The sequence below is a fragment of the Lonsdalea britannica genome (assembly GCF_003515985.1).
Classification (GTDB): Bacteria; Pseudomonadota; Gammaproteobacteria; order Enterobacterales; family Enterobacteriaceae; genus Lonsdalea; species Lonsdalea britannica.
This window is the reverse complement of record NZ_CP023009.1, coordinates 2,223,521-2,246,879: the sequence shown is the minus strand read 5'-3', so window position 1 is coordinate 2,246,879 and position 23,359 is coordinate 2,223,521. Positions and strand designations below refer to the sequence as shown.

General features: G+C 55.3%; 21 protein-coding genes and 1 pseudogene. 14 read left to right on the top strand and 8 right to left on the bottom strand.

The window, feature by feature from the left end; translation table 11 throughout:
• Nucleotides 1–8: 8 nt before the first annotated feature.
• The 4 genes from CKQ53_RS10270 to dapA all read right to left on the bottom strand — a co-directional run bounded on the left by CKQ53_RS10270 (nt 9) and on the right by dapA (nt 3,377).
• Nucleotides 9–464 carry a DUF441 domain-containing protein gene (locus tag CKQ53_RS10270; RefSeq protein ID WP_085652114.1) on the bottom strand — a complete coding sequence of 152 codons (456 nt, stop codon included), beginning with the start codon at nt 462–464 and terminating at the stop codon, nt 9–11.
• Between the two features lie 162 nt (nt 465–626).
• Nucleotides 627–1,340 carry a phosphoribosylaminoimidazolesuccinocarboxamide synthase gene (gene purC, locus CKQ53_RS10265; RefSeq protein ID WP_118894961.1) on the bottom strand — a complete coding sequence of 238 codons (714 nt, stop codon included), beginning with the start codon at nt 1,338–1,340 and terminating at the stop codon, nt 627–629.
• A 101-nt stretch (nt 1,341–1,441) separates the two neighbouring features.
• Nucleotides 1,442–2,482: an outer membrane protein assembly factor BamC gene (gene bamC / locus CKQ53_RS10260; RefSeq protein ID WP_094117652.1), complete on the bottom strand. Its 1,041-nt coding sequence runs from the start codon at nt 2,480–2,482 to the stop codon at nt 1,442–1,444.
• Between the two features lie 16 nt (nt 2,483–2,498).
• Nucleotides 2,499–3,377 (bottom strand): 4-hydroxy-tetrahydrodipicolinate synthase, encoded by an 879-nt coding sequence (gene dapA, locus CKQ53_RS10255; protein WP_094117651.1) that lies wholly within the window; start codon nt 3,375–3,377, stop codon nt 2,499–2,501.
• A 147-nt stretch (nt 3,378–3,524) separates the two neighbouring features.
• Here dapA and CKQ53_RS10250 point away from each other — a divergent pair, with 147 nt between their 5' ends.
• The 4 genes from CKQ53_RS10250 (at nt 3,525) to arsC (ending at nt 6,597) form a co-directional block, all read left to right on the top strand.
• Complete coding sequence (locus tag CKQ53_RS10250) at nt 3,525–4,094, top strand: glycine cleavage system transcriptional repressor (RefSeq protein ID WP_085652110.1); 570 nt, start codon at nt 3,525–3,527, stop codon at nt 4,092–4,094.
• A gap of 2 nt (nt 4,095–4,096) precedes the next feature.
• Nucleotides 4,097–4,564, top strand: a complete 468-nt coding sequence (gene bcp / locus CKQ53_RS10245) for a thioredoxin-dependent thiol peroxidase (RefSeq protein WP_085652109.1) — start codon at nt 4,097–4,099, stop codon at nt 4,562–4,564.
• Between the two features lie 183 nt (nt 4,565–4,747).
• Nucleotides 4,748–6,211, top strand: coding sequence for a beta-barrel assembly-enhancing protease (gene bepA, locus CKQ53_RS10240; RefSeq protein ID WP_085652108.1), 1,464 nt, complete (start codon nt 4,748–4,750; stop codon nt 6,209–6,211).
• A gap of 20 nt (nt 6,212–6,231) precedes the next feature.
• Nucleotides 6,232–6,597 carry an arsenate reductase (glutaredoxin) gene (gene arsC, locus CKQ53_RS10235; RefSeq protein ID WP_094117650.1) on the top strand — a complete coding sequence of 122 codons (366 nt, stop codon included), beginning with the start codon at nt 6,232–6,234 and terminating at the stop codon, nt 6,595–6,597.
• Between the two features lie 6 nt (nt 6,598–6,603).
• On the opposite strand, the gene hda is transcribed toward arsC, so the two are convergent.
• The 3 genes from hda to upp all read right to left on the bottom strand — a co-directional run bounded on the left by hda (nt 6,604) and on the right by upp (nt 9,524).
• A complete protein-coding gene (gene hda / locus CKQ53_RS10230) occupies nt 6,604–7,311 on the bottom strand; it encodes a DnaA inactivator Hda (RefSeq protein ID WP_085652106.1) in 708 nt (235 codons plus the stop codon).
• Nucleotides 7,312–7,443: 132 nt separating this feature from the next.
• Nucleotides 7,444–8,733 (bottom strand): uracil permease, encoded by a 1,290-nt coding sequence (gene uraA, locus CKQ53_RS10225; protein ID WP_085652105.1) that lies wholly within the window; start codon nt 8,731–8,733, stop codon nt 7,444–7,446.
• Nucleotides 8,734–8,897: 164 nt separating this feature from the next.
• A complete protein-coding gene (gene upp / locus CKQ53_RS10220; RefSeq protein WP_085652104.1) occupies nt 8,898–9,524 on the bottom strand; it encodes a uracil phosphoribosyltransferase in 627 nt (208 codons plus the stop codon).
• Nucleotides 9,525–9,756: 232 nt separating this feature from the next.
• On the opposite strand from upp, the gene purM reads away from it, so the two are divergent.
• The 6 genes and pseudogenes from purM (at nt 9,757) to CKQ53_RS10190 (ending at nt 16,888) form a co-directional block, all read left to right on the top strand.
• Nucleotides 9,757–10,797, top strand: coding sequence for a phosphoribosylformylglycinamidine cyclo-ligase (purM, locus tag CKQ53_RS10215; RefSeq protein WP_094117649.1), 1,041 nt, complete (start codon nt 9,757–9,759; stop codon nt 10,795–10,797).
• Nucleotides 10,794–11,431, top strand: a pseudogene (purN, locus tag CKQ53_RS10210) (phosphoribosylglycinamide formyltransferase). The gene purM and the pseudogene purN overlap by 4 nt, the downstream one beginning before the upstream one ends.
• 248 nt (nt 11,432–11,679) lie before the next feature.
• Nucleotides 11,680–12,501 carry a transporter substrate-binding domain-containing protein gene (locus tag CKQ53_RS10205; RefSeq protein WP_085652101.1) on the top strand — a complete coding sequence of 274 codons (822 nt, stop codon included), beginning with the start codon at nt 11,680–11,682 and terminating at the stop codon, nt 12,499–12,501.
• 38 nt (nt 12,502–12,539) lie between these two features.
• Nucleotides 12,540–13,358, top strand: coding sequence for an amino acid ABC transporter permease (locus CKQ53_RS10200; RefSeq protein ID WP_100053499.1), 819 nt, complete (start codon nt 12,540–12,542; stop codon nt 13,356–13,358).
• 295 nt (nt 13,359–13,653) lie between these two features.
• Nucleotides 13,654–14,772, top strand: coding sequence for an ABC transporter substrate-binding protein (locus CKQ53_RS10195; RefSeq protein ID WP_094117646.1), 1,119 nt, complete (start codon nt 13,654–13,656; stop codon nt 14,770–14,772).
• Nucleotides 14,765–16,888, top strand: a complete 2,124-nt coding sequence (locus CKQ53_RS10190) for a TonB-dependent siderophore receptor (RefSeq protein WP_085652098.1) — start codon at nt 14,765–14,767, stop codon at nt 16,886–16,888. Before CKQ53_RS10195 ends, CKQ53_RS10190 begins: the two co-directional genes overlap by 8 nt.
• A gap of 204 nt (nt 16,889–17,092) precedes the next feature.
• Here the strand turns inward: CKQ53_RS10190 and CKQ53_RS10185 are convergent, their stop codons facing one another.
• Entirely contained in the window at nt 17,093–17,521 is a 429-nt protein-coding gene (locus CKQ53_RS10185; protein WP_094117644.1) for a hypothetical protein, read from the bottom strand.
• 609 nt (nt 17,522–18,130) lie between these two features.
• Here CKQ53_RS10185 and speG point away from each other — a divergent pair.
• The 4 genes from speG (at nt 18,131) to CKQ53_RS10165 (ending at nt 23,359) form a co-directional block, all read left to right on the top strand.
• Nucleotides 18,131–18,700, top strand: a complete 570-nt coding sequence (gene speG, locus CKQ53_RS10180; protein WP_118894959.1) for a spermidine N1-acetyltransferase — start codon at nt 18,131–18,133, stop codon at nt 18,698–18,700.
• A gap of 785 nt (nt 18,701–19,485) precedes the next feature.
• Nucleotides 19,486–20,043: a fimbrial protein gene (locus CKQ53_RS10175; RefSeq protein WP_162896345.1), complete on the top strand. Its 558-nt coding sequence runs from the start codon at nt 19,486–19,488 to the stop codon at nt 20,041–20,043.
• Nucleotides 20,044–20,108: 65 nt separating this feature from the next.
• Nucleotides 20,109–20,798 carry a fimbrial biogenesis chaperone gene (locus tag CKQ53_RS10170; RefSeq protein WP_085653769.1) on the top strand — a complete coding sequence of 230 codons (690 nt, stop codon included), beginning with the start codon at nt 20,109–20,111 and terminating at the stop codon, nt 20,796–20,798.
• Between the two features lie 119 nt (nt 20,799–20,917).
• Nucleotides 20,918–23,359 (top strand): fimbria/pilus outer membrane usher protein, encoded by a 2,442-nt coding sequence (locus tag CKQ53_RS10165; RefSeq protein WP_162896344.1) that lies wholly within the window; start codon nt 20,918–20,920, stop codon nt 23,357–23,359.

The following is a 23,359-nucleotide window of genomic DNA, read 5'->3' as shown; positions in this document are numbered from 1 at the left end:
ACAAAACGTCAGCCGCCTTTACCGACCAGCAAAGACAGTAGACCGGCCGCAATCAGCGGGCCGACCGGAACACCGCGGAATAACGCGACGCCCATAACCGTACCGACCAGTAATCCGGCCACGACGGAGGGTTGATTGGTCATCAGCGCAACGCCGCGACCGCCCAGCCAGGACACCATCACGCCGATCAGCACCGCCAGCAGCGATTTCCAGTGCAGAAACGAGTGCATCACGTCACCCGCGCTGATTTTTCCGCTGGCGATGGGCGCCATCACCCCGATCGTCAACACGAGTACGCCGACGGTCAGACCGTATTTCTCCACCCAAGGGAAGTAGTTGTTTAACGGCGTGATACGTACCGCCAACAACGCCAGAATGGCAAGCGTGACGGTCATGTTGTGGCTAATGATGCCGAGCGCGGCCAGCGCCAGTAAAATCAATAGCGTCGGGTCTAAATTGGCCATGAAAATTCCTTGCGGGGGAAAACAGAAAATACGGCGGGCAATAATACCACCGATCATGATAGGACCGGCGTTCAATCTTGGGAGGCGTGGCAGTACGGTCGAACGATGGGAGCGCCGTCAGGTTTTTGAATCCCTGACGGCGGAACGAAAACGATTGCTTTTTTAGTCTAAAGAAACGCCGATACGGCGGGCAACTTCTTCGTAGGCTTCGATCACACCGCCCAGGCTCTGACGGAAACGGTCTTTATCCATCTTATCCAGCGTGTTCTTGTCCCACAGACGGCTGCCATCCGGCGAGAACTCATCGCCCAGCACGACTTCGCCTTTGAACAGACCAAACTCCAGCTTGAAGTCCACCAGGATCAGTCCGGCATCGTCGAACAGCTTGCTGAGGACGTCATTCGCCTGATAGCTCAGGGCTTTCATACGTGCCAGATGTTTTTCGCTCACCCAACCAAAGGTTTCGCAGTACGATTCGTTGACCATCGGGTCGTGCATTTCGTCGTTCTTCAGGAACAGGTCAAACAGCGGCGGATTCAGAATTTCGCCTTCTTCGATGCCCAGACGTTTCACCAGCGAACCCGCGGCACGGTTACGGATCACGCATTCGACCGGCACCATATCCAGCTTTTTCACCAGCACTTCGGTATCAGACAGCAGACGTTCCATCTGAGTCGGGATGCCCGCTTCTTCCAGCTTGCTCATGATGAAATGGTTGAACTTGTTGTTCACCAGCCCTTTACGATCAAACTGCTCAATGCGCTGACCATCTAACGCTGACGTATCATTGCGAAACTGCAGCACCAGCAGATCGGGATCTTCCGTGGTGTAAACCGTTTTCGCTTTTCCGCGATACAACTCAGCTAGCTTTTGCATCTTCATTACTCCACACAGTGAGGGCCATCGGCGCATGGCCCGTGATAGTTAACGCGTTGACAATAGAATAAAAAAAGGCCGGATTATCCGGCCCTGAACACTTATCGATTAAACGCTGCCTGGAACACCGCCACCAACGCGTCGTTTTGCGACTGGGTGAGCGTATGTCCTTTCGAGTCGATGAACTGTAGGCTACTGCGGTTGCCAAGGTCGCCAACCTGCAGTTTGTAATCCCCGTTGGTTAGCTTCGGATCTTTCGCGCCCAGCGCATCCCAGCGGTCGCTGCTCAGCGAGCGGTAGGTCACGGAGACCGAACCCTGAGGACGGCTGCGATCGTTCACCGTCATCCCGCTGTTTTCCAACGCTTTCGGCAGACGATCCCAGACCTGAACATAGCTTCCGCGCACCACGATCAGCGGCAGGCCGGCATCATCGGCGGCGCTCTGCACATCCAGAGACTGACTACCGCGATGAGACTGCGCATTTTCACGGGCGGACACGGCTTTTTCCAGGCCATCAGACAATGAGTTCATCATCTGGCTCGTGTAGCGTTGCGTCAGGAAGGCATCATCCAGCGTCGCATTGTTCTGCTGCAAAGCAAGAAGCTTCACGCCCAGCGCCAGCTGATAGCCCTGAGGCTTCAACGACACTTCATAACGCGCCTGATAAGGCGGTTCTTTTTCTTCTTCGGAATTCCAGCTGATCCAGCCGGTCGTCAGCGTCTGGCTGGCATCCTGACGGTTGTCGATGGTGTAGCCTTTAGACTGCATCACCTGAACGAGCTGGGACCACAGCTGGCTATTCTGTGCGCTGTTTTCCAGCAGCAGGGTCGCGGTATTGCCACTCACCTGACCGCGTGAGCCGTTCAGCAGCGCCAGCGATTGCATCGGCGGACGAATATCCAGATTTTTGCCCACCTGACCGTTTGGATTAATCGGCGGCAAATCATAGTCGCCGTTTTGCAACGGCAGAATCATGCCCGACGGGACGTTCAGCGCGCGGTGCTCTGGCGTCTGCAGGTAAGACTCATCACCATTGACCTGACGCTTATAGCGCTGATCGTTGGTACAGGCTGTCAGCAGCGTGACCAGCGAAAGGCCGACCACGGTTGCCACCATTGACTTTTGCAATGAAGAACTCATTCAAACTCCCTAACGATTACAGCAGACCAGACTGCTTTAACGCCTGTCCTACCGCCTCGCGACCGCTTTCGGTCAGAGGCGTCATCGGCAGACGCAGCGTATCGGTCGCTATCAATCCCAATGCCTTACAGGCCCACTTCACCGGAATCGGATTGGGTTCTACAAACAGTTTCTGATGAAGCGGCATCAACCGTTGGTTAAGACGACGAGCTTCTTCAAATTTGCCTTGCGCCGCCAGCGAGCACATTTTCGTCATTTCACGCGCGGCGACGTTCGCCGTGACGGAAATCACGCCGTGGCCACCCAGTTGCATGAAGTCCAGACCGATGTCGTCGTTGCCGCTCAGCAGCAAGAAGTCGTCATTCACCAGTGCTTGGATCTGAGTCACGCGGCTTAAGTTCCCCGTTGCCTCTTTAATTCCGACAATATTTTTGATGACGGCCAGACGGGCAACGGTTTCCGGCAGCAGGTCGCAGCCGGTACGGGAAGGCACATTATAGAGGATTTGAGGCAAGTCGGTATGTTCGGCAATCGCTTTGAAGTGCTGAAACAGCCCTTCCTGAGTCGGTCGGTTGTAGTACGGCGTCACCGTCAGGCAACCCGCGATACCGCTGTCGTTGAAACGTTGGGTCAGGGAGATGGCTTCCGCCGTAGAATTAGCGCCCGTACCGGCGATAACAGGAATGCGGCCGTCGCACAGATCCAGCGTCAACATCACCACGTCGCCGTGTTCGTCGTGGCTGAGCGTGGCGGACTCTCCGGTGGTACCGACCGAGACAATCGCCGATGTTCCGCTAGCAACGTGGTAATCGATTAATTTCTTCAAACCCGCACGATCGACCGCGCCTTTGGCGTCCATCGGTGTAATCAGAGCAACACTACTTCCCGTAAACATTGACCATCCCCTCCAAAAACAAGTGCCTCATGGTACTTTTGACGTCCATGCAAAAGCAAGCGCGCAAGCGCCGTTGTCTGCGCTTGGCAGCCGGTTTTTTTTATGTGTACCATGTAGTTCTCGACACATTGAACAGGAAGCGCCATTTTGCCTAGCCCTCAAGAACACTATCTGGTTATCACCGCGCTGGGGGCCGACCGCAACGGCATCGTCAATACGATTACGCGTCATGTCAGCAGCAGCGGCTGCAACATTGAAGATAGCCGTCTTGCCATGCTGGGCAAAGAGTTCACCTTTATCATGCTGCTTTCCGGCAGTTGGAACGCCATCGCCCGGATCGAGTCCACGCTGCCGATCATCGGCGCCGAGCTGGAATTACTGATCGTGATGAAACGGACGGAGTCGCACGCACGTCCGCCCATGCCTGCGACGGTATGGGTCAAGGTTGAGGTGGTCGACTCCCCGCATATCATCGAGCGGTTTACCGACCTGTTTGACTCCCAGCAGATGAACATCGCCGAACTGGTTTCCAAGACCCAGCCGGCTATCGGAGACGCCCTGCCGAAGCTGTATATTCAGATCACCGCGCACAGTCCGGCAGCGCTGGACGGCTCAATTATCGAGCCAGCCTTTCATCAGCTATGTACAGAACTGCAAGCACAAGGCAGTATTAGCGTGGTGAACTATCCACAGCACGAAAAGAGAGATGGAGAGTAGTGATGACCACACTGAAAGCCGGCGATATCGCACCCAAATTCAGCCTGCCCGATCAGGATGGCGAACCTGTTAACTTAACCGACTTCCAGGGACAGAAGGTCTTGATTTACTTCTATCCCAAAGCCATGACGCCGGGTTGCACCGTCCAAGCCTGCGGCCTGCGCGACAACATGGACGATCTGAAGAACTACGGCGTTGAAGTCCTCGGCATCAGCACGGACAAACCCGAAAAGCTGTCCCGCTTCGTGGAAAAAGAGCTGCTGAACTTTACGCTCTTGGCGGATGAAGACCATCAGGTTGCCGCTCAGTTCGGCGTCTGGGGCGAGAAAAGCTTCATGGGAAAAACCTATGACGGCATCCATCGCATCAGCTTCCTGATCGATGCGGAAGGCAAAGTCGAAAAAGTTTTCGACAACTTCAAAACCAGTAATCACCATGACATCGTGCTCAGCTATCTGAAAGGCGAATAATCGCCTGTCTGGCTCGGCATCTCCGCCGGTACGCACGCTTCGTACCGGCGGCTTTCCTTTCTGACACCTTCCACGCTTTTCCAAACGCCGTCTTTTATGCCGGGTATTTCCTTTGCAGGCGACCTCTGGCTAAGATGAAGACCATGATAAAAACTTCGCCCTGTTCACAAGGGGGTACGCACAATGGCTAACCGACTTCACCAGACGGTGATGGCGATGTTGGCGACAACGCTGCTTGCCGGCAGCCCGGTCGCCGTCGGCGCTGACGTTCAGGATCGTTTGCCCGATATCGGCACGACGGCAGGCGCTACGCTGAGCATCAACCAGGAATTAGAGATGGGAGATTTCTATCTCCGCAAACTGCGTGCCGGCGCCCCGCTGGTCAACGATCCCCTGCTTCTCCAGTACATCAATCAGCTCGGTAACCGGCTGGTTAAATCCGCCGACTCCGTGCGGACGCCGTTTCACTTCTTTCTGGTCAATAACGACGAAATCAACGCCTTCGCCTTTTTCGGCGGCAACGTGGTGATCCACTCAGGCCTGTTCCGCTACGTGGAAAATGAAAGCGAACTGGCCTCGGTACTGGCGCATGAAATCTCCCACGTCACCCAGCGCCATCTGGCGCGCGCCATCGAATCGCAAAAAAACAGCGCGCCGCTGACCTGGGCGGGCGCGTTGGGGTCGATCCTACTGGCAATGGCGAATCCACAGATGGGGATGGCGGCGCTGAGCGGCACGCTGGCGGGAGCGCAGCAAGGCATAATCAGTTTTACGCAGGCCAACGAACAGGAAGCCGACCGCATCGGTATTCAGGTGCTGCAACGCGCGGGATTCGATCCGCAGGCGATGCCTAATTTCCTTCAGCGTCTGGCCGATCAGACGCGCTATGCCACCACGCCGCCGGAAATGCTGCTCACTCACCCGCTGCCGGAAAGTCGACTGTCCGACTCCCGCAACCGCGCCAATCAGATGCGTTCCACGCCGGTTCATTCGTCGCAGGATTTCCTGTTAGCGCGTATTCGTGTCCTGACGATGTATTCATCGGACGACAACCCGATCGCCGCTACGCTTCTGAGCAACTGGGAAAAAGGCAACGTGCGCGAACGCGAGGCGGCGCAGTATGGCCGGGCGATTCAGGCGTACCAGACCAAGAAATACGACAGCGCGCGCGCAACGCTCCAGCCCCTCCTCGACACATCGCCCACCGATCCATGGTTTCTGGATTTGATGACCGATATTGATATTGGTCAGCAGCGCGCGACGCAGGCCATCGCCCGTCTGCAAAAAATTCCGGACGCGCAGGTCAATCCGGTGCTGCAGCTCAATCTGGCGAACGCCTATGTGGAAGGCCATCAGGCCGCCGCCGCCAGCCGGCTTCTGCATAAATATACCTACGCGAATCCTAGCGATCCCAACGGCTGGGAGCTTCTCGCCCATGCGGCGGCCGACCAGGGCAATCGCAGCGAAGAACTGGCGGCTCGCGCTGAGAGCCTGGCGCTGAACGACAAGCTCGATCAGGCCATCCGCCTGTTGAGCAACGCCAGCGCTCAGAGCCAGCTCGGCAGCCTGGATCAGGCGCGCTACGATGCCCGCATAGACCAGTTGCGCACGCTGCAAAAACGCTTCCAGCAATACGATAAATCCTGATGACACAAGAGAATGACGCAATGAATGACCGAGTGGTGATATATCACAACCCGCGCTGCTCCAAGAGCCGTGAAACACTAGCGCTCTTGCAGCAGCAAGGCATCCAACCGCAGATCATCCGCTATCTGGATACCCCGCCTGATGCCGATACGCTGGGTAAACTCCTTCAGATGCTCGGCTTTACCCACGCGCGCGATTTGATGCGCCGCAATGAAGCGCTCTATCAGGAATTACATCTGGCGGACGTGACGCTGAGCGAGGCTCAGCTGATTGAGGCGATGGCAAACCATCCGAAATTGATTGAGCGCCCTATTGTCGTGGTCGACGGTCAGGCGCGGCTCGGACGGCCGCCGGAGAACGTTCTGGCGATCTTGCCGCGGAAATAAGGGCGGCTAGAGATCAAGGATCTCTTTGACGAAAGGAATGGTCAGCTTGCGCTGCGCCGCGATAGACGCGTGGTCGAGCTGATCCAGCGTGACGAACAGCGTTCGCATTTCGCGGTCCAGCCGTTTCAGCAGGAAGCGGCTGACATCTTCCGGCAGCTCAAATCCGCGTAGTCTGGCCCGCAGCTGCAAGGCTTCGCCTTTCTCATCGTCGGACAACGGCTGCAAGCGGTAGATTTGCCCCCAGTCCAACCGGGACGCCAGATCGGGCAGTTGCAAATTAAGCTGACGAGGCGGACGATCGCCAGTGATCAACAGCCGCGTACGGCCGCCTTCCTGAATGCGGTTATAGAGATTGAACATCGCCATTTCCCACTCTTCGTCGCCTGCAATCGCCTCAATGTTGTCGATGCAGACCAGCGCCAATTGCTCCATTCCATCCAGCACTTCAGGCACAAAATAAGCGCGCTTATCCAGCGGCACATAGCCGACGGCTTCGTCTTTACGAGAGAGTTCGGCGCAGGCCGCATGCAGCAGATGACTCCGGCCCCCGCCGTGGCGCGACCAGAAATAGATGTAGCTACCGTGCCGCTGAGTCAATGCCGAATAGAGCGCCGCCAGCAGCGAAGCGTTTTCTCCGGGATAGAAACTGTCGAACGTTTCGTCATCCGGTAAATAAAGCGGTAATGAAAGCTGTGCCGGCGTGTTCAGAAGCACCTCAAACCTAACGGGCAGGAAAACGGGGCAAGTCTATCACAGAAACTTTCCCCAGTTGAACCGGCAGCACAACTGGCGCCGGGGTCAGGCCGCCGCCGTCGGCCAACGACAGCGACGCCAGTCATCACGATCTCAATAAGAACGCGTTTCTTCATCGGTCGGATCAAGCACGACTTCTTCCTTGCGCAGCGCGGAAATCACGCGGAACAACAGGCTCAGGGAAATACCCACCACCGTTGCCAGCGCCATCCCCTTCAGTTCGACGGCGCCGAGATGCACTTTCGCGCCGCTGACTCCGATAATCAGAATGACGGCCGTCAGGATCAAGTTCTGCGCTTTATCGTAATTCACCTTCGATTCGATCAGCACCCGGATACCCGACGCGGCAATCACCCCATACAACAGCAGCGATACGCCGCCCATCACCGGCACGGGAACCGCCTGAATCGCCGCAGCCAGCTTACCGACGCAGGACAGCAGGATCGCCAGCACCGCGGCCCCGCCGATCACCCAGGTGCTGTAAACCTTGGTTAACGCTAATACGCCGATGTTCTCGCCATAGGTCGTATTCGGCGTGGAGCCGAAACAGCCGGAAAACACGGTGGAGATCCCGTTGGCGAATAGCGAACGATGCAGCCCGGGATCGCGCATCAAATCCTTCTTGACGATGTTGGCCGTGACCACCAAATGGCCGATGTGTTCGGCAATCACCACCAACGCAGCTGGAAGAATGGACAACACGGCAAACCATTCAAAACGCGGCGTATAGAACGTCGGCATGGCAAACCAATGCGCCTGAGCGATGGGCGTCAAATCCACCATGCCCATGAAAAAGGATAGCGCGTAGCCCGCCAGCACGCCGACGAGAATAGGGATAATGGCCAGAAATCCGCGAAACATCACCGATCCCAGAATGGTGACAGCCAGCGTCGCCAGCGAAACAATCACGGCATGGGTGTCGACGCTCGCGCCATCGGCGGGCAGAAGCCCCGCCATACCAGCCGCCACGCTGGCCAGTTCCAGACCGATCACCGCAACAATGGCGCCCATCGCCGCGGGAGGGAAAATGACCGACAGCCAGCCGATCCCGATCTTCTTCACCATCAGCGCCACCAGACAGAACAGCGCGCCGCAAATAATAAATCCGCCCAACGCCAGCTCATAGCCCAGTGGCAGCAGCAACAGCACCGGTGAGATGAACGCGAAACTCGATCCCAGGTAGGCCGGAATTTTTCCCTTGCAGATAAACAGATACACCAATGTCCCGATACCGTTGAACAGCAGCACGGTGGCGGGGTTGATTTTAAACAGAATCGGAACCAACACCGTCGCGCCGAACATGGCGAACAGGTGCTGCAGGCTCAACGGGAGGGTTTGTAACAACGGTGGCCGTTCACTAACGCCGATGGCGCGACGAGTCATCTTGTTATTCCTTTCTCTGAGGTGTTGAAAAACCAATCAGCGGAGCCATCGCCCCCGCTTGAACACAACGTCTTTCCGGGCGAGCCGCCGCCTTACTGCGCAGACAGCTCCCCGGAAAATAAGCCCCAAAAAAACCGGCTCTTCAGCCGGCTCATCGTATCTGCTTATTTGGTACCGAACAGCTTGTCGCCGGCATCACCCAGGCCCGGCATAATGTAACCGTGTTCGTTCAGCCCCTGATCGATGGAGGCGGTGTAAAGCTCAACATCCGGATGGGCTTTCTCCAGCGCGGCAATCCCCTCCGGGGCCGCGACCAGTACCAGCAGCTTGATACGCTTGCAGCCGGCTTTCTTCAACAGGTCGATGGTGGCGATCATGGAACCGCCGGTCGCCAGCATCGGATCAACCACCAACGCCATACGCTCGTCGATATTGGACGCCAGTTTCTGGAAATACGGCACCGGCTCCAGCGTCTCTTCATCACGGTACATCCCCACCACGCTGATGCGCGCGCTGGGCAGATTTTCCAGTACCCCTTCCATCATCCCCAGACCGGCGCGCAAAATCGGCACAACCGTAATTTTTTTACCTTTGATCTGGTCGATTTCAACCGGTCCGCACCACCCTTCGATGGTGACTTTTTCCATGACCAAATCTGCCGTGGCGACATACGTCAGCAGGCTCCCGATTTCCGACGCCAGCTCACGAAAACGCTTGGTGCTGATATCCTGCTCGCGCAACAGGCCCAATTTGTGTCTGACTAGTGGGTGTTTAACCTCTACGATCTTCATTTTTCTTCTCCCCTTCGGCTACGGACGGCAAAAAAATCGCCGGATTATACCGCTTTAGCAAGCGAGAACATACGACCGCGGCTGATCCAGATCAAGCCGGTCGGGGAATTAGACGCCTGATTTCCTAAACACCGCCGCCGGTACGCGCCGCTCGCAAACGTTTGCTTACGCTGTTAGAATTGCCCCGCTCCATTTTCCAATCACCAAACGTAACCTCCGTGGGGACTCCGCAGTGACCGATAAAACCTCTCTCAGCTATAAAGACGCAGGCGTGGATATTGATGCAGGCAATGCATTGGTGGGACGTATTAAAGGCGTAGTGAAACAAACTCGACGCCCGGAAGTCATGGGAGGTCTGGGAGGGTTCGGCGCCCTGTGCGCCCTGCCGCAAAAATACCGCGAGCCGGTGCTGGTTTCTGGCACCGATGGCGTCGGCACCAAACTGCGTCTGGCGATGGACCTGAAACGTCATGACACTATCGGCATCGACCTGGTGGCCATGTGCGTCAATGATTTGGTCGTCGCTGGCGCCGAACCGCTGTTCTTCCTCGACTATTACGCCACCGGCAAGCTGGACGTGGACACCGCCGCCAGCGTTATTACCGGTATCGCCGAAGGCTGTAAACAGTCCGGCTGCGCACTGGTCGGCGGCGAAACGGCGGAAATGCCGGGGATGTATCACGGCGAAGATTATGACGTCGCTGGTTTCTGCGTCGGCGTTGTCGAAAAATCAGAAATCATCGACGGCAGCAAAGTACGCGAAGGCGACGCCCTGATCGCATTAGCCTCCAGCGGCCCGCACTCCAACGGCTATTCGCTGGTACGCAAAATTTTGGAATTCAGCAACACCGATCCGGCAACCGAACAGCTGGACGGCAAGCCGTTGGCCGATCACCTGCTGGCGCCGACCAAAATCTACGTGAAATCCATCCTGTCGCTGATTGAGAAAATGGATGCTCACGCTATCTGCCACCTGACCGGCGGCGGTTTCTGGGAAAATATTCCGCGCGTCCTGCCGGAAGGTATGCAGGCGACTCTCGACGAGTCCAGCTGGCAGTGGCCGTCTGTCTTCAACTGGCTGCAAACAGCCGGTAACGTCAGCCGCCATGAAATGTACCGCACCTTCAACTGCGGCGTGGGGATGATCGTTGCCCTGCCGGTCGAGCAGGTAGAAGAAGCGATCGCTTTACTGAACGCCAACGGTGAAAAAGCCTGGAAAATCGGTAACATTAACCGTACCGATACCGGAGAAACCGTGGTTATTAACGCATGAAAAATATCGTTGTGCTGATTTCGGGTGAAGGAACTAACCTGCAAGCGCTGATCTCTGCCTGTGAACGCAACCGCGTCAAAGGCAAGATCGCCGCCGTTTTCAGCAACAATCCCGAAGCGGGGGATTGACCCGTGCGCAGGACGCTCATATTCCAACGCACGTGTTGTCCCCGACTGAAGAGGTCGACCGCGTCGCTTTTGACGCGGCGCTGGCGGACGAAATAGAGAAGTATCAGCCCGACGTCATCGTACTCGCGGGCTATATGCGCATACTCAGCGCGGAGTTCGTTTCCCGATTCGAGGGAAGAATACTCAATATCCACCCTTCCCTGCTGCCGAAATACCCTGGACTGCATACGCACCGTCAGGCGATGAAAAATCGCGACCGGCTGCATGGCGCCTCGGTGCATTTCGTCACTGAAGCGCTGGACGGCGGGCCCATCGTACTGCAAGCGCGCGTTCCCATCTTCGACGACGACGAGGAGCAGGATGTGAAGGCGCGAGTGCAGACGCAGGAGCACACCATCTATCCGCTGGCGATCAATTGGTTGCTGGAGGGGCGTTTGAAAATGAAAGATAACGAAGCCTGGCTGGACGGTATTCGTATCCCGCCGCACGGCTACGCCGCCGACTAAATCATCTTTTGCCCCGAACGCACTTGCCGACGGGGCCTATCATGAGTATTCTCCCCCGCTTTTTACCCGTTTACGATCCTGAAGCCGGGGCCGCAAGGTTCGGCGAGTCGTCATTCGGCGCGAGTAATAGCTGACAGGACACGCCTGCTATTTATAAGATACTTCTTTTGAGCGTGCTTTTTACGCTGAGAGCCGCCATTCTGTAAAAGGGATTTTAGAGTTAGCATCCTGATTAATAGGGAAAACAAATGAAAAAACTTTTCACATTGATGATGCTCGGTTTGGCGATGTGCGCCGCCAGCGTCCCCTCTCAGGCCGGAACTACACTCGACCGGGTCAACCAGACCGGTGTTCTGCGCAATGTCCTGTTCAACGACTATCCGCCGTTCAGCTACATCGATGATAATAATCAGCTGGTCGGTTTTGACGTGGATGTCGCTAAGGCCATCGCACAGAAGCTGGGCGTCAAACTGCAGCTGGCGACGCCAGGTTGGGAAGCCATCGTCGGCGGACGCTGGCAGGGGCGCTGGGACCTGTGCGTTTGTTCCATGACGCCGAACCCCGAGCGTGAAAAAGTCCTCGATTTCGCCACACCTTACTACAGCACCTACGCCGTGCTGATCGTGCACAAAGACGAAAAACAGATTCAATCGGCGGCAGACCTCAGCAACAAACGCGTGGGATTGGGCCTTGGCTCCAGCTATGAAAGCTATCTCAACAAAAGCCTCGTGATCCCGGGGGGAAAGCCGATCAGCTTCCCGTTCCAAAGCGTGCAGGCGATCCCGACCGATGAGGCCATCGCCTTCCAGAATCTGGCGCTCGGTCCCGGCAAGCGCCTGGATGCCGTGATCTCCGATCGCATCACCGCTAAGCCTCGTCTGGCGCGCATGACGCAGCTGCGTGTCGTGTCAACGCTGTACTCCGAACCCAACTGGATCGCCACCGATAAGGGTGACCCGGAATGGACCGCAAAGCTGGTGGAAACCCTTAACGCCCTGCGCGCCGATGGCACGATGTCGCGCATCTCACAGCAGTGGTTTGGCGAAGACATCACCGAGATTGCCCAATAATGACTCAGCAAACACCGTCTTCCTCGCCTCGCGATAAGATGCGCGCACCGGCGCGAAGCCAGGATAACCGTTCAGGGTTCCGCGTTCGGGCCGGGCTGACCTGGCTATTGCTGATCGGACTGCTTTTCTGGCTGTTTGCCAGCATGCACCTAGACACTGACCTGATCCGTCAAAAGCTGCCGTCCATGTTAGGGCTCCATCTGTCGCCAGACGGTTTCATTCAGGGCGCGGTGCTCAGTATCGTCATCACCGTCATATCCATGCTGTTTTGCATTCTGCTCGCCGTGATCACCGCGATGGGCCGTCTCTCCTCAAGCGCGCTGGCCTTTGGCTGCGCCACGTTTTATGTCTCGCTATTCCGCGGTACGCCGCTGCTAGTGCAGGTGCTCATCATCTACCTCGCCTTGCCGCAGGTTGGGATCGTGATGGGAGCCTTCACCTCAGGCATTATCGCGCTGTCGCTCAACTATGGCGCCTATCTGGCCGAAACCATCCGCAGCGGCGTGTTGTCGGTGCCGCGCGGTCAGAAAGAAGCCGCAATGGCGCTGGGACTCTCGCGCTGGACCATCATCACGCACGTCATCACGCCGCAGGCGTTGCGCATCATTATCCCGCCCGCGGGTTCGCAGTTTATTTCCATGATTAAGGATTCGTCGCTGGTCTCTTTGATGGGTCTGTGGGAATTGAACTTTTTGGCGCAGTCATATGGCCGAAGCACCTATCACTACATGGAAATGCTGACCTCCGCCGCCGCGATTTACTGGCTGATGTCGATGGTGCTGGAGCTGTTGCAAACCCGCCTAGAGCGTCATTTCGCGCGCGGCTACGAACGCCACGATCGCACAGACGCTTCCTGAACACGCTCGCCGGTGGCCGGTTGTTTCTCTCCCGGCCACCGGCGGGTCGCTGCATTTACCCGCGAGCGTTTCGGTTCACCTAACGCGGAACGAACCAAAACGCGATCGCCAGACTCGCCTCTCTTTTCCAGTCATGTTCACGGGCTGGAGCGCATTTTATTTATTTACGAAACACGCTAAATGTCTTTGAGATAAAAGGTTTTTAATTTCTATCCCATTACCCCTGCATTATCTGTATTGAAAATCCCAATAATAATTATTATCTTTCGCTGCTTGATTGATACGGATAATTTACATGCGCCCGGTACTTCCTTACATCGCTTTGCTGATTTGCAGTCTGTTCAGTGCGCTGTCTCCTGCGAAAACCGTCACCGACATCATGGGGCGCCAGGTCAGCATCCCGGATAATCCCCAACGCATCGTGCTCGGTGAAAGCCGTATGCTGTACACGCTCGCATTGCTGGAACCCGGCAATCCGGCGCAACGCATCGTGGGTTGGCCCAACGATCTGGCGCGCTATGACGCCCAAAGCTGGCATAAATACACCCAGAAATTCCCGGCCATCGCCCACATTCCTATTTTGGGTAATGGCAACCTCAACACCATCAACGCCGAAATCCTGCTCCCCCTCAAACCCGATCTGGTGATCCTGCCGCGTCTGGCGAAAGGGTCGGATAACGAACAGCGTTTGCAGCACGTCCTGACGGAAGCCGGTATTCCCTATATCTATGTCGATCTGCGCATCGAACTGCTCAAAAACACCCTTCCCAGCCTCCAATTGCTGGGCGAAGCGCTGAACCGGCCCGAACGTGCCGCAGCGTTTAGCGCCTTTTATCAGCGGCATATGGACGTTATCCACGAGCGCATCAGCCGCTATCAGGGTAAAAAAACCACCGTCATGCTGCACCTGCATCTCGGCCGACGTGATACCTGCTGCACCACCGCCGTCAACGGGAACCTGGGCGAACTGCTCGACTTCGCGGGCGGCGACAACATCGCCAAAAGCACCATCCACAGCGTGTACGGCGAACTTAACCCCGAACAGGCGCTGGCCGCCAGACCAGACGTCTACATCGCCACCGGCATGGCCGGGCCAGAGGGTAAACGCGTATCCAACCTGATGCTTGGCCCGGAAGTCACGCCGGAGGAGGCTCGCGACAGCTTCAGCGCACTGCTGCGGCAACAACCGTTACTTTCACATCTGGAGGCGGCGCAATCCGGCAGAGCCTGGAGCATGTGGCACAACTTTTACCTCAGCCCCTACCACGTGGTGATGGTGGAAATGTTCGCCAAAGCGCTTTACCCGTCGCTGTTTAGCGATATCGACCCGCAACACACCTTACAACAACTCTATCAGCAGTTTTTACCGATCGATTTTTCAGGGACCTATTGGAGTCAGTTATCACATGAATAATCATTTATGGCGCAAAGGTTGGCCATTGTTGGCCGTTATGCCCTTCACCACGCAGGCGGCGACGCAACAACCCTCGCAGGAAGAGACGCTGGTCGTGACTCGCGACACAACGCCCTCCAGCGCCAAGGAGAGCGGCTATCAGCCTCACAAGACGGTAACGGGTACGCGCACCGAAAGCCGCCTTCTGGACGTCCCTCAGGCTGTTAACGTCGTCCCGCAGCAAGTTCTTCAGGACTGGTCAGCGACCAACATCGATGAAGCGCTCTACAATGTCAGCGGCATTACTCAGTCCAATACGCTGGGCGGAACGCAGGATGCATTGATTAAACGCGGCTTCGGGGATAACCGTGACGGATCGATTTTCCATGACGGCGTGCGTTCTATTCAGGCGCGTAACTTTACGCCGACCAGCGAACGTGTCGAAGTGCTGAAAGGGCCCGCCTCCATGCTGTTCGGCATGGGCGAACCCGGCGGCGTGATTAACGTCATCACCAAAAAGCCCGAATTGGTGCAAAAAACCCATATTGAAGGCTGGAACAGCAGCTTCAACGGCGGCGGTGGACAGCTGGACGTCACCGGCCCAATCAGCGACTCCGGACTCGCTTATCGCATGATCGTCGATCACGACGAAACCGACTACTGGCGCAATTTCGGCCGCAACCGCCAAACCACCCTCGCGCCGTCGCTGATGTGGTACGGAGAGGACACCACCTTACGCGTCGCTTACGAGCACCAGGAATACCTGACGCCGTTTGACCGCGGCACGGTCATTGACAGCCGTACGGGCAAACCGGTCGATGTCCCGCGCGACCGCCGTTTCGATGAAAGCTATAACGCCACTCGCGGCGATCAGGACACCCTGACCTTCCAGGCGGATCACAATCTGTCCGACCGCTGGAAAACCAGCCTGACCTACGCCTACAGCCGCAATCGCTACAACGATAACCAGGCGCGCGCCACCAAATACAACGCGACTACCGGCGCGCTGACCCGCCAGGCCGACTCGACCGGCTACGCGCATAGTCAGTCGCAGGCCGTTCAACTGACGTTAAATGGCGATATTGACTGGGGGCAGACCAACCACCAACTGCTTTTCGGCGTTGACCATGAAGCCGACCGAACCTACCGGGGCGATATGATCCGCGGCACCGCGGTCACTAACTTCAACGTCTACAACCCGGTCTACGGACTGCTGCCGGCCTCGACTTCCGTCAGCGCCGCGGACAGCGACCAGCGTGAAAACGTCGACAGCACCGGCGTGTTCATGCAGGACGCTATCCGCCTCAACGCTAACTGGATGCTGTTAGGCGGACTGCGTTACGACCACTTCGACGTGATGTCCGGTAAAGGTCGTCCGTTCGTCGCCAACACCGATGGTTCATATAGCCGTCTCGTGCCGCGCGCCGGCGTCGTGTACAACCTGACGTCCTACTCCTCTCTGTACGCCAGCTATAGCGAATCCTTCAAGCCGAACACCTCTATCGCCACCCAGATTGGCGCGCTGCCGCCGGAACTGGGCAAATCCTATGAAATCGGCGCCAAACTGGATTTGCCTAATCGCATCACCGCCAACATCGCGCTGTTCGACATTCACAAACGCAACGTGATGGTCAGCGAAGACGTCGGCGGCGAGACCGTCACGCGCACCGCGGGCAAAGTGCGTTCACAAGGGGTTGAACTGGACATGGCCGGTAAGCTGACCGATTCGCTCAGCCTGATTGGTTCCTACGCCTATACGGATGCACGCGTCACCTCCGACCCGGACAACAACGGCAACCGGATGCCGAACGCGGCACGTCACACCGCATCACTGTTCCTGACGCAGGACTTTGGCAACCTTGGGCTGCATGCGGGAGACAATCTGCGCGTCGGCGCAGGCGCGCGCTACGTCGGCCGCAGGGCGGGCGATGCCGCCAACAGCTTCACGCTGGACGATTACACCGTCGCCGACGCTTTCGTTTCCTATAGCCTGCCAATCCACGGCTATGCGGTGAAATGGCAGTTGAACGTGAAAAACCTGTTCGACAAAACATACTATCCCTCCAGCGGCAGCAACCTGCGCGTATCCGTGGGCGAACCTAGGGAAGTGGTACTGCGCGCCAGCGTAGACTTTTAATTCCTGCTCGGCCGTCACTGCTCCGGAAACGGGGCAGTGCTTTTTCTCTTCACTTTATTCATAGCGAAGTTTCAGCGTCACTGTCTGCCATCCGGCGGATAGCGCGATCCTGGGATATTGAGATGTTTTTAGAGGGAAACGGTGGGGAGATATTCTGAGAGGAAAACTGCCCGGCGCTGAGCGCCAGGCAAGCAGGTAACGTTATTATTTAACGCTGGCGATGGTGCCTTTATAACCGGTAACAACCACGTGCACTTGTTTGAACACGCCGTAGTCTTTGGTGGTCACTTCGTAACGCGGAGCGACGATCAGATCTGCGCCAGACGCTTTAACTGCGTTGTAGGCAGCAGCAGATTTCACGGAAGCAGAAATGTCCGCGAAAGACAGCGCGCCACCAGTACCGTAGTTTACGCCATCGATGTGTTTGTCGCCTTCACCCCATTTGATAACACCGAACAGGACGTTTGCAGACGCTTCACCGTTAATTTTTTCGCCTACGGTGATGTCCGCTTTAACGGAAGATTCGACACGGCCTTCCAGTCCGATAGTCGGCTGGCTGGTATTATAAGAGGAACAGCCCGCCAGCAGAGATACCGCGAAAGCCGCTGCGGCTAATTTGAATTTGTTATTCATGGTGTGTAATCCCTTTACTTTAAAATGAAAAAACTTCGCAGTTCGAAGCCAGGGAATATTATTTTCTTTTAGTTTTAATTACCAGAATGCCTATTTGACGCATCAATAAAACGCCCCCAATCAGAATGTGCTTTTTATTTTCGGCCACAAGCACATCAGCTACACAGGCCCAGGCACCGTCCTATCTGACCTCTCCCCTATTTCTTACCATGACTTTCGGTCCATTAATGATTAAATAATCAGCAAAACAGGCAGCCTTTCAATATCAAAATTAATCACCAAATGATAAAGGGAATAAAATATATATATGGTGCCTATTATGGGGATGAATAATGGTTATTTGAACAAAAAAGAAACCACGTTGCGAATAATGAAGCCAAAATCAATATAGCTTTCTTATGGGATTAAATAAAATACAGCAGAGCCCAATCTTTTCTAAAGGAATAATACCTTATTTCCAACAGAAAATATTATTTTAAATAGTGGATTACTCCAATTAGAATTCAATGAAGCACAAAAATCGTTCGCCAAATTGAGAATATCGGGCACTATAATGAACGAGAAAGAACCAGACCTGATCGATAACCTACTGATGACAGAGGATTTATTATGTCTAACACGAACAGCATCGTTCGCCTGAGGCCCTTGGAACGCGATGATTTACCCTTTGTTCATCAGTTGGATAACAACGCCAGCGTGATGCGCTACTGGTTCGAAGAACCCTACGAAGCCTTCGTGGAGTTGAGCGATCTATACGACAAACATATTCATGACCAGAGCGAACGCCGCTTTATCATCGAACACGAGCGGGTCAAAGTCGGACTGGTGGAACTCGTCGATATCAACCACATCCACCGCCGCGCTGAGTTTCAAATCATCATCGACCCGGCGCATCAAGGGTATGGCTACGCCAGCGCCGCCGCACAGCTGGCGATGGACTACGGCTTCGCCATTCTTAACCTCTACAAACTGTATCTGATTGTGGACAAGGAAAATCAAAAAGCCATTCACATCTATAGCAAGCTGGGATTTGATGTTGAAGGTGAGTTAATTCACGAATTTTTTATCAATGGGGAGTACCGCAACGCCATTCGGATGTGCATTTTTCAACATAACTACCTGTCCAGGCATAAAAAGCCCAGCAGCGCCCCGTCTCCCGAGGCAGACATCACCCGATGACCGGTACGCGTTGCCGTCCTGGGCTATGGGATACTGCAGAACTATTGCCGTTTAGCTTTCACTGCTCAGTGTTGTAATCCATGATTCCGAATAAAACATAAGTTTGAAAGGTATATTGTTGATGGATTATCAACCTGCGGCTCGACGGACTGACCCTGTCAGGTCCTGTTCAACAACATCACAAATTGACGGTTTCCGTTAATATCCACAAAAATACAATTCTGATAACTACTTACCTAAAAAATCCGGCAAAGTCGTATCGGCCTATCAAACATGCAGGCAGAAGTCGGGTTTTGTCGGGTTTAACCCTCGAATTAACCATTATTCCCCTCCTGCTCTATAAGCAAGCATGGCCGCATTGAACGACGACTGACATTAACCACCCGCCTGAATACGTCTTTAAATCTCTTCTGATCCATTCAACGCTATCGAATGACGTTATGGCGAAATCACACTCGGCTTATCGCTTGATATTCATTTATCGCGAAAAAAACGGCGAAAAAAATCTCTCTATTAACCACTTACACACTCCTCACGATTGTTAAATAGCATCACACCCACCTCATCAATAACTAACAAACGTTTGCATAGCGCTTGTTTTTGGGTTGCTTTTTGTTTTTTTTTGCATTTCACCGTTCAATCCACCCAACATTGATAGGCAAAAACGCCAAATAACTATTTCATTGATCGGTATTACCGATCATATAATGCTGCAGCTGCATTATTGACTCACCTTTGCAGTGGTCTTTTTCTTTTTAACAACACTAAAATTTATGGACTGTATCATGCTTAAAAAAACTCTCTTGGCCTTGTCTATCTCCGCGATATCCCTGACCGCTTCAGGTTTGGCTCAGGCAACTGATGGCACTATCAATTTCAAGGCAAGCATTTCCGCGTCGTCCTGTACCGTCAACAGCGTGGCGGATGCTTCTTCCACGGCGGGTACGGTTGATTTTGGGACCGTCAGTAATACCACCTTCGGTTCAGCGGGTGATGCCACTGTCGGCACACCTTTCTCTATTGAACTGGTCGATTGTGCCGTAGCATCAGCGCCGACCATCACCTTCGAAGGCACGCCGGTAACGAGCAGCGGTTATACCGAGTTGTTCGACACCGATATCAGCGGCTTGGGTATCCGCATCGAAGATGCCGACAGTACCGGCACCTACTACACCTCCGGCACAGCCGCAGCCAACACCGGGTTCAATGCCTTAACGTCAACCGAAGTCACCTCAGCAACAGGTAACTTCAATGCTTATCTGGTCGACTACACCGGCTCCACGGCTTATAGCGGCAACGTCGATACCGATGTGACCTTTACCATCAACTACAGCGATTCCTGATGTTGCAGGGCTGGCCTTCAGGCCAGCCCGATCTGTTTTTGATTATTTTTTTATAAGGTTGTCACATGAAGCTATCTAGCCGACATATGGCGGGCGCGTGCCTGCTATTTGCATCGATTACCAGCCATGCCGATGGATTAACTCTAGGGGGAACCCGTCTGGTCTACGATGCGACCCAAAAAGAGGCCAGTCTCTCCCTGAGCAACGCAGGGAAAAGCACCCCGTATCTCGTTCAGGTATGGGTCTCCGACCTACAACGTAAGACCAAAAATATTCCGTTCATCGCTACGCCTCCCCTGTTCAAACAAGGGCTGAATGGCGACAGCGCCATTCGCGTCGTTTACACCTCCTTGCCGTCCCTGCCGCAAGACCGGGAAAGCGTGTACCTGCTCAATGTACGCGCCATCCCTGCCGTGGAGAAAAAAGCCGACCCGAAACGCCTGACTATCGCTACGCAAAACATCATCAAGCTGATCTACCGGCCAAAAGGGCTTTCTGCCAAAGACGCCGAACTGGCCGTACAGAAGCTGAAAGTCACGCCGGTAGCCGGGGGGATTTCGTTCGACAATCCCACGCCTTACGTGGTGACGCTGACGGGCATGTCAGTCAACGGTAGAAAGATCGACCGGCCCGGCACCATCATGCCCAAGGCGTCGAAGATTGTGCCGGTGAACGACCGACCGATAAGCAGTGTCAATTTCAGCACTATCAATGACTTCGGTGGAATGACGGTATCGCGAGGGATTCGTTTCTAATGAAAATTCTGAGTATGACGCCAGTCTTGTCATGTAAAGTCCGCCACCACACATGGCCTCGGTTAAAGGTTTTGGTGCTCTGTGGGTATGCGGCCAGTGCTTTGTCTGTGCAGGCGGAAATGTACTTCAACGTTAATGCCCTGCATCTGGATGAAAGTCAAAAAGCGCAAACCGACCTTTCACTGCTGTCGCGCACTGACATTCAAATGCCCGGCGAGTACAAGGTGCAGGTCCGCGTAAATAAAACCCGCGCCGGTGAACATCTCCTGCGTTTTGTTGTGTGTGACGGCAACCGCCTGTGCCCACAGCTCACGCCGACGCTGCTTCATGAGCTGGGCGTAAAAGTGCAAGTGTTCCCCGCGCTTGTCGCCATAGCCCCAAACGCCCCGATCATCAAACCGGGAGACTACATCCGCGGTGCAGACAGCGACTTCGATTTTGATCGACGGATACTGGACCTGAGTATTCCTCAGGCGGCATTGGACAACCGTGCCCGGGGCGATATTCCCCCCGAACAATGGGACAGCGGCATTCCCATGCTGTTTTCCTCTTACAGTGCCTCCGGCTCCGAAGTGCAAAATCACAAGAACGGCAAACAAACCAGCACGCAGTACATTAGCCTGCGCAACGGAGCCAATCTGGGTGAGTGGCGGTTACGCAATGACAGCTACTATACCCGCTCCAGTCAGGGCCGTACTCGCTGGAGCAGCACGCAAACCTGGGTTGAACGAGATATTCGCTCGTTGCGTGCCCGCCTGGTCGCCGGCGAAGCCACCAGTCCCAGCCTGGTTTTTGACAGTTTTAGTTTTCGTGGGGCCAGCCTGTCCACTCAGGATGAAATGCAACCGGACAGTCTGCGGGGGTATGCCCCGGAAATTCGGGGAGTGGCGATGACCAATGCCACAGTTGAAGTACGCCAGAATGGCAACCTGCTCTATCAGACTTTTGTGTCGCCCGGTGCCTTTATCATCAACGATCTGTACGCGACGTCTACCTCGGGCGATCTCAACATTACCGTCAGGGAAGAGGACGGTACGGTGCGCATTTTCACACAGGCTTTCGCTTCGCCGCCCATTTCGGTTCGCAAAGGCGTCATGAAATACTCTGTTACCGCCGGGGAATATGGCACCCGCTATTATAAGGACAGTAGCAACGCCCTCGGTCAGCGGTTCGCACAAACTGAAATCCTCTACGGCCTGCTGAACAATACTTCGGTCTACGGGGGGCTCATTGCCGCTGAACATTACCATTCAGGTATGATCGGCGTCGGCCAAAGCATGGGGGAACTGGGGGCCGTGTCGCTGGATATCACCCATGCCCAGTCGACGTTCAGCGACGGCACCACTCACAGTGGGCAATCCATTCAGACAAAATACAGCAAGCTTTTTGATATCACTCGCACCTCAATGACGCTGGCGGGTTATCGCTACGCCACAGACGGTTTCTACAGCTTCGATGAAGCCAGCAACTACTACTACAGCAGCAGCCTGGCTTCTCGCTACAGTCTGAAAAGCAAGGCGCAGATCACCCTGAGTCAGAACATTGGATGGCTGGGAGCGATCTCCCTCTCCGCCTACCAGTCGGAATACTGGAACCGCAGTAACTCAAAAACGCGCTCCATGACCGGGAGCTGGAGCAAAGCTTTTAACGGAATATCGGTCAGTCTGAACCAGAGTCAAAGCAAGGTTTGGCAGACGGATAAAACCGACAACATCACCTCCGTCAGCGTCAGCCTGCCGCTCGGCAAATGGCTGTCGTCGCCGGGCAGCAATCTCCGGATGAGCAACAGCTGGTCGCGGTCCGATCAGGGAACCAACAGTCTGACGTCCACGCTGTCGGGCACGGCGCTCACTGCAAACAACCTGTCTTGGTCTGTCTCTCAGGCGAAAGCACATAACAATTCCGGCACAACCACGAACAGCACGGCACTGACCGGCACCTACCGGGGCGGTCGGGCCACCGCGGGGCTCGGATATGCGAACTACTACGGCCAGAGAGAAACCGTTAACTGGAGTCTACGTGGTTCATTGGTGGCGCATCCGTATGGTATGACTCTGTCGCAGCAGTTGTCAGAAGGAGCCGGCTACGCGCTGGTCAGAGCACCGGCCGCGGATGGCGTGAAGGTCAGGAATCGGACCGGACTGGTCACGGACTGGCGGGGCTATGCCGTGGTGCCTTCGTTGACGGCTTACCGGGAAAACAACGTCAATCTGGACACGTCCACGCTGCCGGATGACGTGGATGTCACGGATCCGATGCTGCGTAAGATACCGCAGAAAGAAGCGCTGGTACTGGCGGATTACCGTACCCACGTGGGCTTCCGGGTGTTTTTGACGCTGACGCATAACGGGAAAACACTACCGCTGGGCGCGCCGGTCTCGGCGGGCGAAGCCGCTGGAATGTCCAACGAGCAGGGACAGGTGTGGCTGACGGGGGTTGCAGCGAATAGCGTAATCAAAGCCACTCTACCCGGCGGCCGGGAGTGTCAGGCACCTTTTAGGGCGGACCGGGCTGTGACGAGAAACGGGATAGTGATGGCAACGCTGGAATGCAGAGGATGA

What these genes read in the sequence shown, in the direction of transcription:
- bepA (WP_085652108.1), top strand. Translation starts at nt 4,748, where the DNA reads ATGGCTAACCGACTTCACCAGACGGTGATGGCGATGTTGGCGACAACG.
- bcp (WP_085652109.1), top strand. Translation starts at nt 4,097, where the DNA reads ATGACCACACTGAAAGCCGGCGATATCGCACCCAAATTCAGCCTGCCC.
- CKQ53_RS10200 (WP_100053499.1), top strand. Translation starts at nt 12,540, where the DNA reads ATGCGCGCACCGGCGCGAAGCCAGGATAACCGTTCAGGGTTCCGCGTT.
- upp (WP_085652104.1), bottom strand. Translation starts at nt 9,524, where the DNA reads ATGAAGATCGTAGAGGTTAAACACCCACTAGTCAGACACAAATTGGGC.
- uraA (WP_085652105.1), bottom strand. Translation starts at nt 8,733, where the DNA reads ATGACTCGTCGCGCCATCGGCGTTAGTGAACGGCCACCGTTGTTACAA.
- CKQ53_RS10205 (WP_085652101.1), top strand. Translation starts at nt 11,680, where the DNA reads ATGAAAAAACTTTTCACATTGATGATGCTCGGTTTGGCGATGTGCGCC.
- CKQ53_RS10170 (WP_085653769.1), top strand. Translation starts at nt 20,109, where the DNA reads ATGAAGCTATCTAGCCGACATATGGCGGGCGCGTGCCTGCTATTTGCA.
- CKQ53_RS10190 (WP_085652098.1), top strand. Translation starts at nt 14,765, where the DNA reads ATGAATAATCATTTATGGCGCAAAGGTTGGCCATTGTTGGCCGTTATG.
- CKQ53_RS10195 (WP_094117646.1), top strand. Translation starts at nt 13,654, where the DNA reads ATGCGCCCGGTACTTCCTTACATCGCTTTGCTGATTTGCAGTCTGTTC.
- arsC (WP_094117650.1), top strand. Translation starts at nt 6,232, where the DNA reads ATGAATGACCGAGTGGTGATATATCACAACCCGCGCTGCTCCAAGAGC.
- dapA (WP_094117651.1), bottom strand. Translation starts at nt 3,377, where the DNA reads ATGTTTACGGGAAGTAGTGTTGCTCTGATTACACCGATGGACGCCAAA.
- CKQ53_RS10185 (WP_094117644.1), bottom strand. Translation starts at nt 17,521, where the DNA reads ATGAATAACAAATTCAAATTAGCCGCAGCGGCTTTCGCGGTATCTCTG.
- bamC (WP_094117652.1), bottom strand. Translation starts at nt 2,482, where the DNA reads ATGAGTTCTTCATTGCAAAAGTCAATGGTGGCAACCGTGGTCGGCCTT.
- CKQ53_RS10270 (WP_085652114.1), bottom strand. Translation starts at nt 464, where the DNA reads ATGGCCAATTTAGACCCGACGCTATTGATTTTACTGGCGCTGGCCGCG.
- purC (WP_118894961.1), bottom strand. Translation starts at nt 1,340, where the DNA reads ATGCAAAAGCTAGCTGAGTTGTATCGCGGAAAAGCGAAAACGGTTTAC.
- speG (WP_118894959.1), top strand. Translation starts at nt 18,131, where the DNA reads ATGTCTAACACGAACAGCATCGTTCGCCTGAGGCCCTTGGAACGCGAT.
- CKQ53_RS10175 (WP_162896345.1), top strand. Translation starts at nt 19,486, where the DNA reads ATGCTTAAAAAAACTCTCTTGGCCTTGTCTATCTCCGCGATATCCCTG.
- CKQ53_RS10165 (WP_162896344.1), top strand. Translation starts at nt 20,918, where the DNA reads ATGTACTTCAACGTTAATGCCCTGCATCTGGATGAAAGTCAAAAAGCG.